The following is a 15929-nucleotide window of genomic DNA, read 5'->3' on the forward strand; positions in this document are numbered from 1 at the left end:
TGAATACCATCGGTATTCAGATACTGACAGTATTTTGGAGAACTCATGGACCAAGATGTCCTGCACGTCGCCGGCCTCACCCGCCGGTTCGGCACCGCCGTCGCGAACGACGATGTGTCGTTGCGAGTGCGGCCCGGCGAAGTCGTCGGCATGCTCGGCCACAACGGTGCCGGAAAGACCACCCTCGTCTCGCAGATCGTGGGACTGCTCCGGCCGGATGCCGGCACCATCCGCGTCGTCGGCACTGACGCGGTCGCCGACCCGGCCGCCGTGCGACGTCACGTCGCGATGCAGCCCCAGGCACAAGCCCCGATCGACGGACTGACACCGCGAACGGCGATCGAGATCGCCGGCCGCATTCGCGGCCTGTCGAATCGGGACGCACGAGCCGCCGCGACCGGGCTGGCCGAGGAGCTGGACATCGTGCAGTGGCTCGATCAGCGTGCATTGCCCGAGGGTCGGGGCCTGTCAGGAGGCATCCGGCGCCTGACGGCCTTCGCGATGACCGTCGTCGCCCCCATTCCGCTGCTCGTCTTGGATGAGCCGACCAACGACATCGACGCCTCGCGGCGACGCCTGCTCTGGAACGCCGTTCGCCGGCGGGGCGACGAGGGCGCCGGCGTGCTGCTCGTCACCCACAATGTCGTCGAGGCCGAGCGGATCGTCGACGACCTCGTCATCCTGAACCGCGGCAAGGTGATCGCCTCCGGGTCGCCCGCGCAGCTCCGTGGCTCGCATGACGGCGACCTCCGCCTCGAACTCGAGCTTCCGCTCGGCGGGTCCGACCCCACCGGGGATGGCCGCGGCCTTCCGATCACCCCGCTGCGTCTCGTGCGCACGGGCCGGCGGGTGCTGTTGACGGTTCCCGCGAGCGAAGCGGCTCCGGCCGTCACGTGGGCGACGGCGTTGCGGGCCCAGAACCGGCTCGATGGCTACTCGCTCGGGCCGACCACCCTCGAGGACGCGTACCTCGCCCTCACCTCGCACGAGAGCGACGTCGCCGCGCCACACGCCATGACCACTCCCGCCCCACAGGAGGCCCCGAATGTCTGAGCTGCGCATCGACACGGCGTCCGCCGAACTCGACCCGGCACGGCGGTCGATACCCGAGCGCGTGAACGTGAGCCTTTGGACCAGCTACATCACGCTGCTGCGCTGGACGCTGGCGCAGATCGGCAGCCTGCTGCCGCTCGTCATCATCATCCAGGCCCTCCTCGCCGCGGGCATCATCATCGGGTTCGGTTTCCTCATCCCCGACATCGACTCGGCGACGGCGATGTTCCTCGCCACGGGTGCGCCCACCGTCCTGCTCCTGACCATCGGGCTCGTGATCGTGCCTCAGGGGGTCTCCCGTGCTCGTGCCGACGGCACGTTCGACTACATGCGCGCGCTGCCGCTTGCTCGCCCGCTCCTGTTCGTCGCCGATCTCACCGTGTGGCTCATCATCGCGCTGCCGAGTGTCGCCGTCGCCATCGTCGTGGGGTGGCTCAGGTACGACCTCGACTTCTCGTTCAACTGGCCGCTGCTCATCGCGGCGGCGGTGCTCATCACGGTCATGGCGACCGCGGTCGGCTACGCGATCGCCGTGAGCCTCCAGCCGATGCTGGCGCAGCTGGTCTCCCAGGTGCTCGTGTTCTTCGTGCTGCTGTTCTCGCCGATCACGTTCGCCGCGAGCCAGCTTCCCGAGTGGTTCCAGACGGTGCACGACTTCCTTCCGCTGCGCCCCGGGGCCGACCTGCTGCGGGCAGGGCTCTCAGCCGACAGCTTCGAGGCCAGCGGCCGAGACCTCGTGGTGCTCATCGCGTGGTGCGCCGTCGGCATCGCGATCACCATCCGTGCGCTCGTTCGCCGGCGCTAGGTCCACGCGGGCCGGTCGAGCAGATTGGCACCACCCGCTGCTGGCGCGCCACGCGGCATCCGTCTAGCGTGATCGGTGGGGAGATTCGGCGCGGAAGCCGGAATACCAGCCCTCTCGCCAAAGTTGAGTTAAGTACACTCAAGTTTTGAACGAAGGGAGAGCCTGTGGCCAACATGCAGGGTGCGCCGAGCACGCAGGAAGAGCAGAAGTCGGCGCTCGAACAGTACGGCGTCAACCTCACCGAGATCGCGAAGGCGGGCAAGCTCGACCCCGTGATCGGGCGCGACTCCGAGATCCGCCGCGTCAGCCAGGTGCTCACGCGACGCACGAAGAACAACCCCGTGCTCATCGGCGAGCCCGGCGTCGGCAAGACCGCCGTCGTCGAGGGACTCGCCCAGCGCATCGTCGCGGGCGACGTCGCCGAGTCGCTGAAGGGCAAGCAGCTCATCTCGCTCGACATCTCCGCGCTCGTCGCAGGTGCGATGTACCGCGGCCAGTTCGAGGAGCGGCTGAAGGCCGTGCTCAAGGAGATCAACGACGCCGAGGGCGAGATCATCACCTTCGTCGACGAGCTGCACCTGCTCATGGGTGCGGGCGGCGGCGAGGGCTCCGTCGCGGCCTCCAACATGTTGAAGCCCATGCTCGCCCGCGGTGAGCTGCGGCTCATCGGCGCGACCACGCTCAACGAGTACCGCGAATACATCGAGAAGGATGCCGCGCTCGAACGCCGCTTCCAGCAGGTGTACGTCGGCGAACCGAGCGTCGAAGACACGATCGCGATCCTCCGCGGCCTCAAGGGGCGCTACGAGGCGCATCACGGGGTGACCATCTCCGATGCGGCGCTCGTCGCGGCGGCATCCCTGTCGAACCGCTACATCTCGGCCCGGCAACTGCCCGACAAGGCGATCGACCTCGTCGACGAGGCCATGTCGCGCCTCAAGATGGAGATCGACTCGAGCCCCGTCGAGATCGACCAGCTGAAGCGCCAGGTCGACCGCATGAAGCTCGAGGAGCTCGCCCTCAAGAAGGAGAAGGACGACGCGTCGAAGGAACGGCTCGCGAAGCTGCGCGAGACGCTCGTCGAGCAGGAGCGCGAACTCGCAGGCCTCGAGGCCCGCTGGGCGCGCGAGCGGATGTCGCTGAACCGCGTCGGCGACCTGAAGAAGCAGCTCGACGACGCGATCACCCAGCGCGACCGCGCCATGCGCGAGGCCGACTACGCGAAGGCATCGAAGCTCGAGTACGAGACGATCGCCAAGCTGCAGCGCGACCTCGAGGCGGCCGAGCAGGCCGAGCAGGCTCCCGACGAGCCCCGCATGGTCAACGAGCAGGTCACCGAGGAGGACATCGCCCAGGTGATCGCCGCGTGGACCGGCATTCCCGTCGGCCGGCTCCTGCAGGGCGAGACCGAGAAGCTGCTGCACCTCGAGCAGGAGCTGGGCAAGCGCCTCATCGGGCAGAAGCGCGCCGTCGCGGCGGTCGCCGACTCGGTGCGCCGCTCGCGCGCCGGCATCAGCGACCCCAACCGGCCGACCGGGTCCTTCCTGTTCCTCGGCCCGACGGGCGTCGGCAAGACCGAGCTCGCGAAGGCGCTCGCCGAGTTCCTCTTCGACGACGAGCACGCCATGGTGCGAATCGACATGTCGGAGTACGGCGAGAAGTTCTCGGTCTCCCGACTCGTCGGCGCGCCGCCCGGATACGTCGGCTACGACCAGGGCGGCCAGCTCACCGAGGCCGTGCGTCGGCGCCCCTACTCGGTGATCCTCTTCGACGAGGTCGAGAAGGCGCACCCCGAGGTCTTCGACGTGCTGCTGCAGGTGCTCGACGACGGGCGTCTCACCGACGGCCAGGGCCGCACGGTCGACTTCAGGAACACCATCCTGATCCTCACGTCGAACCTCGGCTCGCAGTATCTCGTCGACCCGAGCCTCAGCTGGGACGAGAAGGAGCAGGCCGTGCTGCAGACCGTGCGGCAGGCGTTCAAGCCCGAGTTCGTGAACCGGCTCGACGACATCGTCGTGTTCTCCGCGCTCAGCGAGGCCGAGCTCGGCGAGATCGTGAACCTCTACATCGACCGGCTCTCGGCGCGTCTGCACGAGCGGCGACTGCAGCTCGGCGTCACTCCCGACGCCAGGGCGTGGCTCGCCGAACGCGGGTACGACCCGCTGTACGGCGCGCGGCCGCTGCGCCGGCTCATGCAGCACGAGATCGACGACCGGCTCGCCCGGGCGCTGCTCACGGGCGAGGTGCGCGACGGCGACACCGTCGTGGTCGGGCTCGCCGTTGACGGCGACTCGCTCTCGGTGGCGCGAGCCGAGGTCCCGGTCGACTAAGCGAACACCACGCGGCATCCGTTCGAAACATCGAGCGGATGCCGCGTTCTGCTGTCACTCGACGGCGACGTCGCTCTCGGGCTGGGGAGCTCGCACGCCGTTCGCGCTCGCGGGGATGCGTCGCTCGAGGGCGAGTGCCAGCGCGCCGATGCCGAGGCAGCCGATGACCATCACGGCGATGTAGACGGCGTCGAGATCGTGGTCGAGCAGCAGGCCGGCGGCGATCGGCCCGGCGATGGCTCCGCCCTGGAAGGCCGCCGAGTTGATCGCGTTGTAGCGGCCGCGGTTGTGGTCGGAGGCGAGGTCGTTGTAGATCGCCGGCACGGTCGGCTGCAGCAGGGTCTCGCCGAACGCGAAGACGCCCATGAACGCGAGCACGCCGATCGCCGCGGCGAGGGTGTCGGGCAGGAGCCCCGCTGCGCCGAGGATCAGCCACGACAGCGCCCAGACGCCGGCCATGACCCACATCACCCGCGTGCGCCGCTTGCCGCTGATCTTCGCGAGCACGGTGAACTGCAGCAGCACGATGACCGCGGTGTTGACCGCGAACGAGAGCCCGATCACGCGGGTCGAGACCTCGGCCACCTGCCGAGCGTAGGCCGGGAAGCCGGCCTCCATCTGGCCGTAGCCGATGAACATGGCGATGAACGTGAGGAGCGTGAGCCACAGCACGGCGGGCTGACGGAGGATCTCGCGATAGCCGCCCGCCGCGGCCGACTCCTCGGTCGGCTCGGCCTGGGTGCGCACATGGCGGAGCGGGCCGAGGAGCAGCGCCATGGGGATCAGCGCGCTGGCAGCGTCGATGAGGAGGATCACGGTGAACGTCTCGGGGGAGTCGACGTCGACGTAGAACCCGCCGATGATGCCGCCCACGCCGATGCCGAGGTTCACGAGCGCGAAGTTCACGCCGAAGTACTGCTGCCGGAGGTCGCCCGAGACGACCGCCGCGATGAGCGCGTTGAACCCGGGCCAGGAGACGCCGAAGTTCACGCCGATGAGCACGAGGGCGACGGCGGCGACGGCCGGATGCGTCGCGAACGCGAGCAGCGTGCAGCCGGCGATCATCGAGACGAGGCCGGCGAGCAGCACGGCCTTCGCGCCGAAGCGGTCGATGAGCGTTCCGCCGGGGCCGGTGACGATGAGCCCGACGACCGCGATGAGGCTCATGAGCGCGCCCGACAGGCCGAGGTCGAAGCCCCGCACCTCGTGCAGGTAGATGATCGTGAACGGCAGCGTGAGCCCCCGGCCGAGCGTCTGGATGGCGACGGTCGACAGCAGCCACCGGCCCTCGGTGGGCAGGGCACCCCAGAACGTCTTCGCGCTGATCACTTCAGCATTCTGTTGGAGACGGCCGACATTCCGCCAATCGCCCGGGCCGGCTCTTCCGCCGCCGCCACTCGCAGCGCTACTGTGGCGACAGCAGTTCGATCCCGGGGGAGGCGACATGTCTGCAGTGAACGGAGACGACATCGGCGAGGTCGTGCTGACGCACGGCCAGCGACGAGGCATCCGATTGATCGGATTGGCCGGCGTGATCGGCGGCATCCTGTTGATCGTCGTTGCGATCCTCGCCTGGATCGGGGTCTCGAACCAGCTCCGAGCCGAGAACATCACGATCCCCGACGACTCCCCGTACTTCGCGGGCAAGACCGTCGACGGACCGATCGACGCCTTCATCCAGGCAGGCGTCATCAATGCGCACGCCCTCGAGGCGAGCGGCGGCAAGACCTACGCCGAGCTCGACCAGGACGACCCGGTGCGCGACACCGTCATGAACGCGTCGTTCCTGCGGGCCTCGCTCTTCACCTCGGTCGTCTCGTTCGGTGTCGCGCTCTTCGCAGCGGGGGTCGGCGTGATCTTCGTGCTCTTCGGTTGGGCGCTGCGCATGCTCGTGCCATCGCCCGCGCGAACGTCGGCGAGGGCCACGGCTCCGCCCGCAGCGGCCTGAGACCGCCCCGTCCGTTCATGAGGCGGGCGTAGGCTCCGGCACATGCTGGTGGGGGCTGGAGTGGGAACCGAGCGCGCGCTCGTCGTCGAGACCGAGACGGGCGCGGTGCGAGGAGTGCGCCGGCACGGCGTGCGCTGCTGGCGGGGCATCCCGTATGCGGCGTCGACGGGCGGCGATGCCCGCTTCCGTGCCCCTCGGGCGGCGTCGGGCTGGGACGGCGTGCGCGACGCCGCCGAGTTCGGCCCGGTGGCGCCGCAGAAGCGGAAGGGCCAGTTCATCGGCGCGGCGCCGGGCCTCGTGCGCAGCGAGGACTGCCTGAGCGTCAACGTGATCGCGCCCGACGAGGCGGCCGAGACGGTCGGGTCGCCCGGTCGCCCGGTCATGGTGTTCATCCACGGCGGCGCCTACAGCGTCGGCTCCTCGGGGGAGTACCCCCGTCAGGGCGAACGGCTCGTGCGCGAGCACGGCATCGTCTACGTCAGCATGAACTACCGGCTCGGAGCCCTCGGCTGGCTCGACTTCCGCGCCTACTCGACGCCCGAGCGCCCGATCGAGGCGAATCTCGGACTCCGCGACCAGGTCGCCGCCCTCGAATGGGTGCGCACCAACATCCGCTCGTTCGGCGGCGACCCCGACCGCGTGACCCTCTTCGGCGAGTCGGCCGGGGCGAACTCGGTGACCACGCTGCTCACCGTGCCCGCGGCCGAGGGGCTCTTCGCCCGCGCGATCGCGCAGAGTTCGCCCGCGAACGCCGTCTACCTGCCCGAGACGACGGCGAGGTGGGCCGGCGAGTACGTGCAGCTGCTGAGCCGGGTGGTCGACGACGACGACCTCGAGAGCGAATCGGTCGAGGATGCCGCGGCGATGCTGTGCGGCGCAGACGCCATGCAGCTCGCCGAGGCGACGACCGCACTCACGATCCGCACCCCCGACGAGAATCCCGGCACGATCAGCCTCGCGCCCGTCATCGACGGCGAGTTCCTGCCGCACCGCCCGCTCGACGCATTCAGGGACGGGCTCGCGCACCGGGTGCCGCTCATCATCGGCACCAACGATCGCGAGGGCTCGCTCTTCGAGGGGCGCATCAGCATCCTGCCCACGACGAAGCCGCGCATCCGCGCGATCTTCGCGAACACGAGGAAGAAGTCGCGCAAGGCCATCAAGCGCCAGTATCCGGGGCTTCCCGAGCGGCGGCCGGCGGCCGACTTCGCCGGCGACTTCACGTTCTGGTTCCCGTCGGTGAAGGTGGCCGAGCGGCATGCGCGGTACGCGCCGACGCACATGTACCGATTCGACGCGGCCCCGCGGATGCCGCGGCTCCTCGGTCTCGACGCGACCCACGGCCTCGAGCTCTTCGCGCTCTTCGAGAAGTTCGACACGCTGACCGGTGCGGGGCTGACGCTGCTCGGCGGGCGTCGCATGTTCCGTTCGGTCGGGCGGCGCATGCAGGCGCACTGGGTCGCGCTCGCGGCATCCGGCGCCCCGCTCGACGACTGGCCGCGCTACGACGAGGTGGTCAGGCGCACCCTCGTCTTCGACCGGCTCGACCGCATCGAGCTCGACCCGAGGCGCGAGAAGCGGCTCGCCTGGCAGGAGTTCGTGCCGCACGTGTGAGTCCGGGCAGGTTCGACCGCCGCAGCCGGGGGCAGCGCGCGTAGGCTCGGAGCATGCTCGCCACCGTCATCCACGCGCCCCGCGACATCCGTGTCGAAACCGTGCCCGACCCGGTGCTCTCCACCGGTGCCGACGCCATCGTGAAGGTCGTCGCCGCGTGCGTCTGCGGCTCCGACCTCTGGCCGTACCGGGGCGTGACGCCCACGCACGAGCCGCATCGCATCGGGCACGAGTTCATCGGCGTGGTCGAGGCGATCGGCGAGGAGGTCGCGGTGGTCGCCGTCGGCGACTTCGTGATCGCCCCCTTCTACGTGTGCGACAACACGTGCGCGAACTGCCGCAACGGCGTCTCGACCTCGTGCCTGAACGGCGGATGGTGGGGCTCCGACGACCGCGTCGGCGGCTTCGCCGACGGCGGCCAGGGCGAGCGCGTGCGCGTGCCGCTCGCCGACGGCACGCTCGTGGTCGTGCCCGGCCCGGTCGGTGACGACGAGGTGCCGGGTCTGCTGAGCCTCGCCGATGTCATGGGCACCGGCCACCACGCCGCAGTCTCTGCAGGCGTCTCGGCGGGCGACTCGGTCGCCGTCGTGGGTGACGGCGCGGTCGGCCTCTGCGCGATCATCGCGTCGAAGCGACTCGGCGCCACGACGATCATCGCGATGTCGCGGCATCCGGAGCGGCAGGCGCTCGCCCGCCGGTTCGGCGCGACGCACATCGTCGAGGAGCGCGGGGCCGAGGGCGTGGCCCGGGTGCAGGAACTCACCGGGGCCATCGGCGCCGACCGGGTGCTCGAGTGCGTCGGCACGAAGGAGTCGATGGACCAGGCGATCCGTTCCACCCGCCCCGGCGGCATGGTCGGGTACGTCGGTGCGCCGAACGGCGGGCCCGAGCTGCCGGTGCGCCCGCTCTTCAACCGCAACGTCGGCGTCAACGGCGGGGTCGCGCCCGTGCGCGGCTACATCGAGGAGCTGCTGCCCGATGTGCGGTCGGGGGCGATCGAGCCCGGGCTCGTGTTCGACCTGGAGCTGCCGCTCGCCGAGGCCGCGGAGGCGTACGCCGCGATGGACGAGCGACGCGCGACGAAGGTGCTGCTGCGGCCATGAGCGAGCTCCTCGAACGGCTCGTCGCCGAAGCCTCCGAACTGCAGTTCGACCGGTTCACCCTCGACGACGCCTGGGTGGTCGGAGGGAAGCTGCGAGCTGCCGCCGCCGAGGCGGGGCATCCGGTCGCGATCGCGATCTGGTTCGGCTCGCAGCGGGTGTTCCATGCCGCCCTGCCGGGCGCGACCGCCGACAACGACGCCTGGCTCGATCGCAAGCACCGGGTCGTCGAGCGGTACGGGCAGGCTTCGATGCTCGTCGGCGAGGAGTTCCGCGCGAAGGGCGAGGACTTCGACGTGCACGCCCGCCTCGACCCGCGCGAGTTCGCGGCGCACGGCGGGGTCGTGCCGATCCGCATCCGCGAGGTCGGGGTCATCGGCGCCGTCGGCGTATCGGGGCTGCCCGAGCTGGCCGATCACGAACTCGTCGTCGAGCAGTTGCGTGCGCATCTGCGGGACCGGGTCGGCGACTGACGAGTCGGTGATGCCGGCTACGGCATCTCCGTGCGGGTTGGTCAGGCGTCGATGTCGTCGAGGCGCGCGATGACGACCTCGAGCAGGCGTGCGAGCTCGGCACGTTCGGCGTCGCCGAGATCCTGCAGCACGTCGGACTCGACGACGTCGGAGTCGCGGATCGCCTGACTGAACAGACCCCAGCCCTCCTCGGTGAGGCTCACGAGGATGCGGGTGCGGTTGTCGGGATCGGCCGCGCGCTCGACGAGGCCGCGCTCGGCGAGCTTGTCGAGGCGATGCGTCATCGACGACGGCGCGACGTTCGTGAGTTCGGCGAGCTGGCTCGGGGTGAGGGCCTCTCCGGCCTTGGCGAGCGACGTGACGACAGCCCATTCGCCCGAGCTCACGTCGAGGTCGGTGAGCTGCCTGACGTACCACTGGTCGAGCTTCTTCGTGAGCCCCTGCACGGCGGTGATGACCCGCTGCACGGACTCCTCGCCGCCCGCGGCGACGTAGGTGGCGACGGCGCGGCGGTGCAGTTCCTGCGCTGACGGGGTGCGTTTGGCCATAGGGCATTCTCGCACGCTATTTCGAGTGCTAATATTTCGATATCGAATAGTTCGTGTTCGAATCATCGCTTCCCCTCCGACGACGCGCAGGCGAGGCATCCGTCTCACTCGAGACCCTCGACTCCCGGAAAGGTGGCGTGCCCATGCGCGCGAAACTGCTCATTCTCGCATCGAGCATCGGCATGCTCGGCTGGGGCGCCGTGCTCCCGTACCAGTACGCCTACGCGGCCGACACGCGCGGCTGGGGCGCCCTCGTCGCGGCGGCCGCATCGTCGCTCTTCTCGGTGGGCGCGCTCGTCGCCGCGCCGATCGCGGGCAGGCTGGCAGACCGGTACAACCCGGTGCACGTCGCCGTCGTCGCGCAGCTGCTCGGTGCCGTCGGCGCCGCCTCGCTCATCTTCGCCGACGGCCCCGCGGTCTTCCTCGGCGGCATGCTCCTCTTCGGCCTGGGCCTGGCCGCCGCGGTTCCCGCCAAGCAGGTGCTCGCGCTCGAGTGGTCGTCGACCGACGACCGACGCAAGGTCTTCGCGTACAAGTTCACCGGAGAGGCGCTCGGCATGGCCGCCGGCGCGTTCCTGGCAGGGCAGATCATCGACCTCGGCAGGCACGACGGACTCGATGTCGGCTTCCTCATGGCCGCCGCCGGCTTCGCGGTGTCGTCGGCGATCATCGCGCTCGCCGGTCGGGGGGCGCGCCGCGGTTCGGAGTTCGGCGCAGAGGCGGTCGCGGGCCTGAGCGATGAGCGACGCCCCGGTGCCTTCCGCCTGGTGCTCGCGAACCCCGCGCTCCGCTGGACCTCGGTCATCATGATCGCGCTCGCGCTCGGGTTCTACGCGCAGTTCGAGTCGGGCATCCCCGCATTCGGCATCACCGTGCTCGAGGTCGACCCCGTGGCGGTCGGCACCGCGGCAGCCGTGAACTGCATCGTGATCGTGGCCCTGCAGGTCGTGGTCGTGCGGCTCACGGCGAAGGTCAGCGCGCCAGCCCTGCTCATGGCGGTCGGCGGCATCTGGGTGGTCGCGTGGCTCGTGCTCGCGAGTGCGCAGCTCGCGCCCGGCGTCGCATCGGCGATGTTCGTCATGACCTACGGCATCTTCGCGGTCGGCGAGACGATCTACAGTCCGGTGCTGAACCCGCTCATCGCCTCGCTCGCACGCAAGGGCATGGTCGGCAGCACGCTCGGCGCGATGTCGGCCCTGCAGACGGCGTTCACCGCGGCGGGACCCCTCGTCGCCGGGGTGCTGCTCGGCGCCGGACTCGGCGACGTGTTCCTCGGCATGCACCTCGCCCTCAGCGTGCTCGCGGTCTTCGCCGCGTGGCGCCTGAAGCGCGTGATCGCGGCGATGCCGCCGGTGCGGCACGAGCCGCCGACGCGGCCGATCTCGATCGTCGACCCGGTCGACGCCTGAGCGATCCGGCCGCCGCACGACCGAGCGCCGCGAGTCGTGATCTCGACTCGCGGCGCTCCTGTCGCCGTTCGCCCGCGAGCTCACCGGCTCACTTGGCCCCCGGGACGAGCACGCGCAGCGCGATCAGACTCGGGCCGCCCTCGGCCCACTCGGTGGTCAGCGCCACGTACCGCGCGGTCGCCTCGACGACCACGGAACCGCGTGTCGCGCCGGCCTTGATCGACCCGACATCGCGGAACGTGATGCCGTCGTCGCTCACCGACACGGTCGCCGCCGGGGCGCCATCGCCGTTCCACTGCGTGGTGACCGTGCCGATCGGCTGCGCCGAACCGAGGTCGGTGACCATGCGGCCGTTCGCCCCCGGGGTCCACGCGGTGCGGGTGTCGTTGTCGACGGCGCGCTGCGGCGAGTTCATGCCCTCGGGCAGCACGGACGCCGGGAACGTGAGCGTGCTCAGCGCCAGGTCGGGCACCGGGAACGGCGTCGCACCCGGGAACGACGCGGCGGCCGCGACCTTCGGCTTGCCCACGGGCAGCGTCCGCGTCTCGCCGGTCTCGACGTTCGTCACATCGAGCGTCCGCGCGGCGGCGATGCCGGCTGCCTCGCCGCGGGCATCCCCGCCGTCGAGCCTCGCGACACGCAGCGTGCGGCCGTCGAGCACCGATACCGAGACGCCGGCCGCCTGCGCGGCCGCGGTCGGAACCGTGGCGCGCGGAGCCAGCACGACGGCGTCGCCCGCAGGCACCGTGACGGTGAGGTGGGAGGCATCCCGTCCGAGCACCTGATCGCCGGCGTACAGCGCCACGGTGTCGCCCTCGTAGGGAACCGTGACGTCGGTCGTGACGTCGGCGCCGGTGAGGTTGAAGGCGGTGAGGTAGCCGTCGAGCGAGCTCACGAGCAGCCCATCGGCGCTCGGATGCGGCGCGGCATCCTGCGCGGCCGTCGCTTCGGCGTCGCCCGGCACCATCTCGACGAGCATCGGACGGTCGCCGCCGCCGAGGCGGACGGTGTTGAGCCCCTCCTTCTCGCTCGACACGGTGATCGGGGCCTGCCCGCCGCGCACGACGTAGCCGGCCGTGCCCTCGACGTTGAGCCACGACCCCTCGGTCGTGGTGACCTGGTCCCCGGTGTAGCGGAAGCTCGCGGCATCCTGCCAGGTCTCAGCGTCGGCCGACACCTGGATGCGGTACTCGCGACCGGCCGATGCCTCCCAGCCCAGCTGCACCTGCGTGATCGCGGTGGGAGCGCCGAGGTCGACCTGGATCCACGAGTCGGCCCGGGTGCGGTCGGCACGCGACACGGCCCAGCGCGAGGCGGGGTCGCTGTCGGTCACGCTCGACGGGGCGCGCCCCGAGTCCGAGCTCGATGCCGTCGCAGGCTTGCCCGCGGCGGCGTCGACGCCGGTCGCCGTCAGCGCGCGCATCGTGTAGAGCGAGTAACCGTAGGCGGGGTCGCCCTGCACGCCCTGCATGCGCACGAATCTCGCCTCGACCGGAGCCGGGGCGGTCGCGCCCGCCGGCGTCAGGTCGACCGTGTCGAGGCGTGCGACGTTGGCGTCGGCACTGCCGGTGTAAGCGGTCTGCGTGGTCCAGGTCTGGCCGTCCGACGAGGTCTGCACGAGATAGCGCTCACCGGCGCTCGCCTCCCAGGCCAGACGCACCGAACCGATGGTCTTCTCTGCGCCCAGATCGACCTGGATCCACGAGTCCGCACGCGTGCGCTCGGCGATGGCGACGGCCCAGCGAGTGGCGGGGTCGGCGTCGGTGACCGTCGAGGCCCGGCGGGCCGGGTCCTCGCTCGATGCGGTCGCGGGGCGCCCGGCGGCCAGGTCCGTCGTGGCCTCGTCATCCGTGCCATACGCGTGCACCGAGTACAGCGAGTAGCCGTAGCGGGCGTTGCCCTGCTGGCCCTGGATGCGCACGAAACGCGCCGACACCGGGTCGAACGACAGGTCGTCGATGCGGGCGGCGTTCGCATCGGCCGGGTTCGGCGGCGTCACGACGGGCAGGGTGTCGGTGGCCGACCCCTCGGCCGTGTAATACGTGCGCGACCCGTCGAGGCCGTTGTAGCCGCCGAGGTCGAGGTTGCGCACCGAGACGGTGCCGTCCTGCCAGCCGGCGCCGGTCGAGGCGTACAGCGCCGCGCCGCTCGGCAGCGTCACCTGGCCCGCGTAGCCGTCGCCGATCCGGAAGACGGATGCCGTGCCCTCGAAGCCGTCGCGCGGGCCGGTATAGGTGCTCGTGTGCCGGTCGGCGACCGTCGCTGCGGAGTTCGGGTACAGGTACGGCGTCGCGCCTGACAGCGCGAACAGCCACGAGTCATGGCCCGGAACCCAGGGGAACTTCAGGAAGCCCTTCTTGCTGGATGCCGCCGCCCACGCGTTCGAGGACTGCTGCACCGTGAGGCCGGGGCCGGCGCCGAAGTCGCGCACGCCGGCGAGACGGGCGAAGAACTCGTCCTGCGGTGCAGCCTGAACGACCCCCTCCGCCGATTCGGCGGCCTCGACGTGCAGCAGATACGAGATCGCGATCTCGGCGCGCGCCTCGGGTTCGTACTTCGGCTCTCCCGAGAACTTGGCGAGCCGGTCGACCGGCGCGTACGCCTGGTAGGCCTCGAGCGACGCGGCCATGTTCGCCTCGGCGCGCACGGCGTCGGGGTCGCGCAGCACCTGGCCGAGGAAGGCCATCGGGATCACGTCGCGGCCATAGAGGTACTCGCGGTCGTTGACCATCGGCATGAACGGTTCGCCCTGATTCGACATCACCATCTTGATCGACCGCCAGAGCTCGGCCGAGTTCGGCTGGTGCTTCAGGTACTCGGGGATCGGCTGATCGTTCAGGATGAACTGGATCGCGTTGCGCCCGCCCGAGCGCCAGATGTCGGACTGGTAGTGCGGGCCGAACGACCCGTGGTTCTCGACGAGGTACGTGTCGTAGATCGTCTGCAGCGTGTTCGTCGACACCGGCTTCCCGGCGACGACGGCGGGGTTGTTGAGGTCGGCGGTGGGCTGGCCGGCGGCGTTGCGCGCCCAGTCGCCGAGCTGCTTGTTCCAGCGAGCAGCATCGGCATGGCCGGGTGCCCAGGCGAGACCGGGCGCGAGCGCCTGCGTGTACACGCCTGCCTCCTCCTGCGCGGTGTCGCCCTCGTGCTTGCCGGTGGGCCAGTCGGCTGTCCACGAGCCCGACAGCGGGTCGTTGCCGTAGTCGAGGTCGGACGTGTAGGCCGACTGCCCGACGGCGATCGTCTCGAGGTTCTCCTGCGTCGTGGCGTCGAGCTGATCCCACAGCACGCGTCCCGCGTCGAGGAAGTAGGACTGGAACGTGGAGTCCCAGAACATCTTCTTGCCCCAGGTGCCGTTCGGGTCGACGAAGCGGTTCTTGGCGGCGTAGTAGCGGATCGTGTCGATCGTGCGCTGAGTGAGCTGGTCCTTCGAGATACCGGTGATCTCGGCGTCGTATTCGCCGTGCGTGACGATCACGGCGTTGCCGAGCACGACCGCGAAGTTGAAGTCCTTGAACTGGTACGCGTTGATCGCCGGGTCCCATACCGTGTTGACCCAGCGCGTGTGGCGCAGCAGAGCGGCGTAGTAGTCGGCCGCGATCTCGTCTGGGGCGCCGAAGGCGGTCTGCACGACGGGAGCGGCGGATGCTTGGGCTGCGGGTGCGAGGGCGGCGGGTGCGAGGGCGGCGAGCGGTGCGGCGAGGGCCGCCGCCAGTGCGAGGCCGACGGCGCGGCGCCGTCGGGGCGTCGTCGCGTGGCGAGCGGGCGTGGGGGCGGAGCGGGCCATGGTGTCTCCTGGATTCAGCGGCCTTCGGGGTGCCACGTGTGGATCGACAGGAGTCATGTCGGTACAACTCTGCATGACAACGCTGTCAGAACGGTTGCGGGAAGGCTAACCCGGGGGCACGCGGGGTGTCAAGATCGTTTCGGCGGGGGACCGGGCTCACCCGCGTACTCGACGACCCGACGCGATCCGGCCGCCGCACGATCGAGCGCCGCGAGTCGTGATCTCGACTCGCGGCGCTCGGGCCGAGGATCTTCGGTGCTACTCGCCGACGAGCACGAGCTCCGAGAGGGGCTTGCGCAGGCGCGGGGCGCTCTCGCGCTCGCGGAGCCCCTCGGGCAGCGCGTCGACGTCGCCGAGCACGCCGATCGTGGTGATCGAGACGACCTCGAGGTTGTCGGCGAGGTCGAACGCGGCGTGCAGCGCGGCGGCGTCGAAGCCGCCCATCTGGTGGGTGTGCAGACCCTCGTGCTGCGCCTGAACGGTGAGGTGCGCGACGGCCTGGCCGAGGTCGTAGCGTGCCCACGGGCGGGGCTTGCCCTCGGCGTCCGCGGTCTCGGCGATGTTGAGCACGAGTGCGGCCGCGGAGTCGGCCCAGACCTGGTTGAAGCCCTGCATCGCGTCGTGCGCGGTCGTGAACGCGGGGGTTCCGCGGCGGGCGACGATGAAGCGCCAGGGCTGCGAATTGTTCGCCGACGGCGCCCAGCGGGCCGCCTCGAGCACGGTGCGCAGGGTCTCTGCGTCGACGACCGCGTTCGGGTCGAAGGCGCGGGGGCTCCAGCGGTCGACCAGCGGGTCGATGAGCGGGGCGGTCGTGTCGGCCTTGCGGGATGTGAGTTCGGTGACGAGCGTCATGGTGCGC

General features: G+C 70.5%; 12 protein-coding genes. 8 read left to right on the top strand and 4 right to left on the bottom strand.

Annotated elements, in window-relative coordinates:
- Positions 1-45 precede the first annotated feature (45 nt).
- From JOE59_RS16670 to JOE59_RS16680, 3 genes are all read left to right on the top strand, one after another.
- On the top strand, positions 46-1053 hold the full coding sequence (locus tag JOE59_RS16670) for an ABC transporter ATP-binding protein (protein WP_204462444.1): 1008 nt from the start codon (positions 46-48) through the stop codon (positions 1051-1053).
- Positions 1046-1858: an ABC transporter permease gene (locus tag JOE59_RS16675; protein WP_204462446.1), complete on the top strand. Its 813-nt coding sequence runs from the start codon at positions 1046-1048 to the stop codon at positions 1856-1858. Before JOE59_RS16670 ends, JOE59_RS16675 begins: the two co-directional genes overlap by 8 nt.
- A gap of 164 nt (positions 1859-2022) precedes the next feature.
- Positions 2023-4191: an ATP-dependent Clp protease ATP-binding subunit gene (locus JOE59_RS16680; protein WP_204462454.1), complete on the top strand. Its 2169-nt coding sequence runs from the start codon at positions 2023-2025 to the stop codon at positions 4189-4191.
- Positions 4192-4245: 54 nt separating this feature from the next.
- Here the strand turns inward: JOE59_RS16680 and JOE59_RS16685 are convergent, their stop codons facing one another.
- Complete coding sequence (locus JOE59_RS16685; RefSeq protein ID WP_307837099.1) at positions 4246-5520, bottom strand: MFS transporter; 1275 nt, start codon at positions 5518-5520, stop codon at positions 4246-4248.
- A gap of 115 nt (positions 5521-5635) precedes the next feature.
- On the opposite strand from JOE59_RS16685, the gene JOE59_RS16690 reads away from it, so the two are divergent.
- Genes JOE59_RS16690 through JOE59_RS16705 form a run of 4 tightly spaced genes read left to right on the top strand, consistent with a single transcriptional unit; the run spans position 5636 to position 9326 of the window.
- Positions 5636-6139 (top strand): aromatic ring-opening dioxygenase LigA, encoded by a 504-nt coding sequence (locus tag JOE59_RS16690; protein WP_204462458.1) that lies wholly within the window; start codon positions 5636-5638, stop codon positions 6137-6139.
- Positions 6140-6181: 42 nt separating this feature from the next.
- A complete protein-coding gene (locus JOE59_RS16695; protein WP_204462460.1) occupies positions 6182-7753 on the top strand; it encodes a carboxylesterase/lipase family protein in 1572 nt (523 codons plus the stop codon).
- Positions 7754-7806: 53 nt separating this feature from the next.
- Complete coding sequence (locus JOE59_RS16700) at positions 7807-8856, top strand: zinc-dependent alcohol dehydrogenase family protein (protein WP_204462462.1); 1050 nt, start codon at positions 7807-7809, stop codon at positions 8854-8856.
- On the top strand, positions 8853-9326 hold the full coding sequence (locus JOE59_RS16705) for a heme-degrading domain-containing protein (RefSeq protein WP_204462464.1): 474 nt from the start codon (positions 8853-8855) through the stop codon (positions 9324-9326). The genes JOE59_RS16700 and JOE59_RS16705 overlap by 4 nt, the downstream gene beginning before the upstream one ends.
- A gap of 41 nt (positions 9327-9367) precedes the next feature.
- On the opposite strand, the gene JOE59_RS16710 is transcribed toward JOE59_RS16705, so the two are convergent.
- Positions 9368-9874 (bottom strand): MarR family winged helix-turn-helix transcriptional regulator, encoded by a 507-nt coding sequence (locus JOE59_RS16710; RefSeq protein ID WP_204462466.1) that lies wholly within the window; start codon positions 9872-9874, stop codon positions 9368-9370.
- 143 nt (positions 9875-10017) lie between these two features.
- Between JOE59_RS16710 and JOE59_RS16715 the strand changes: the two genes are divergently transcribed.
- On the top strand, positions 10018-11283 hold the full coding sequence (locus JOE59_RS16715; protein WP_204462469.1) for an MFS transporter: 1266 nt from the start codon (positions 10018-10020) through the stop codon (positions 11281-11283).
- An 88-nt stretch (positions 11284-11371) separates the two neighbouring features.
- Here JOE59_RS16715 and JOE59_RS16720 read toward each other — a convergent pair whose 3' ends face one another.
- The gene (locus JOE59_RS16720; RefSeq protein ID WP_204462471.1) at positions 11372-15070 is read right to left on the bottom strand and encodes a discoidin domain-containing protein; all 3699 of its coding nucleotides are present in this window, start codon (positions 15068-15070) and stop codon (positions 11372-11374) included.
- Positions 15071-15328: 258 nt separating this feature from the next.
- On the bottom strand, positions 15329-15922 hold the full coding sequence (locus tag JOE59_RS16725) for a nitroreductase family protein (RefSeq protein ID WP_204462474.1): 594 nt from the start codon (positions 15920-15922) through the stop codon (positions 15329-15331).
- Between the last annotated feature and the right edge of the window lie 7 nt (positions 15923-15929).

The organism is Agromyces cerinus (genome assembly GCF_016907835.1).
In the GTDB taxonomy this organism is placed as follows: Bacteria; Actinomycetota; Actinomycetes; order Actinomycetales; family Microbacteriaceae; genus Agromyces; species Agromyces nitratus.

What these genes read in the sequence shown, in the direction of transcription:
- JOE59_RS16720 (WP_204462471.1), bottom strand. Translation starts at nt 15,070, where the DNA reads ATGGCCCGCTCCGCCCCCACGCCCGCTCGCCACGCGACGACGCCCCGA.
- JOE59_RS16690 (WP_204462458.1), top strand. Translation starts at nt 5,636, where the DNA reads ATGTCTGCAGTGAACGGAGACGACATCGGCGAGGTCGTGCTGACGCAC.
- JOE59_RS16700 (WP_204462462.1), top strand. Translation starts at nt 7,807, where the DNA reads ATGCTCGCCACCGTCATCCACGCGCCCCGCGACATCCGTGTCGAAACC.
- JOE59_RS16710 (WP_204462466.1), bottom strand. Translation starts at nt 9,874, where the DNA reads ATGGCCAAACGCACCCCGTCAGCGCAGGAACTGCACCGCCGCGCCGTC.
- JOE59_RS16695 (WP_204462460.1), top strand. Translation starts at nt 6,182, where the DNA reads ATGCTGGTGGGGGCTGGAGTGGGAACCGAGCGCGCGCTCGTCGTCGAG.
- JOE59_RS16705 (WP_204462464.1), top strand. Translation starts at nt 8,853, where the DNA reads ATGAGCGAGCTCCTCGAACGGCTCGTCGCCGAAGCCTCCGAACTGCAG.
- JOE59_RS16715 (WP_204462469.1), top strand. Translation starts at nt 10,018, where the DNA reads ATGCGCGCGAAACTGCTCATTCTCGCATCGAGCATCGGCATGCTCGGC.
- JOE59_RS16725 (WP_204462474.1), bottom strand. Translation starts at nt 15,922, where the DNA reads ATGACGCTCGTCACCGAACTCACATCCCGCAAGGCCGACACGACCGCC.
- JOE59_RS16675 (WP_204462446.1), top strand. Translation starts at nt 1,046, where the DNA reads ATGTCTGAGCTGCGCATCGACACGGCGTCCGCCGAACTCGACCCGGCA.
- JOE59_RS16670 (WP_204462444.1), top strand. Translation starts at nt 46, where the DNA reads ATGGACCAAGATGTCCTGCACGTCGCCGGCCTCACCCGCCGGTTCGGC.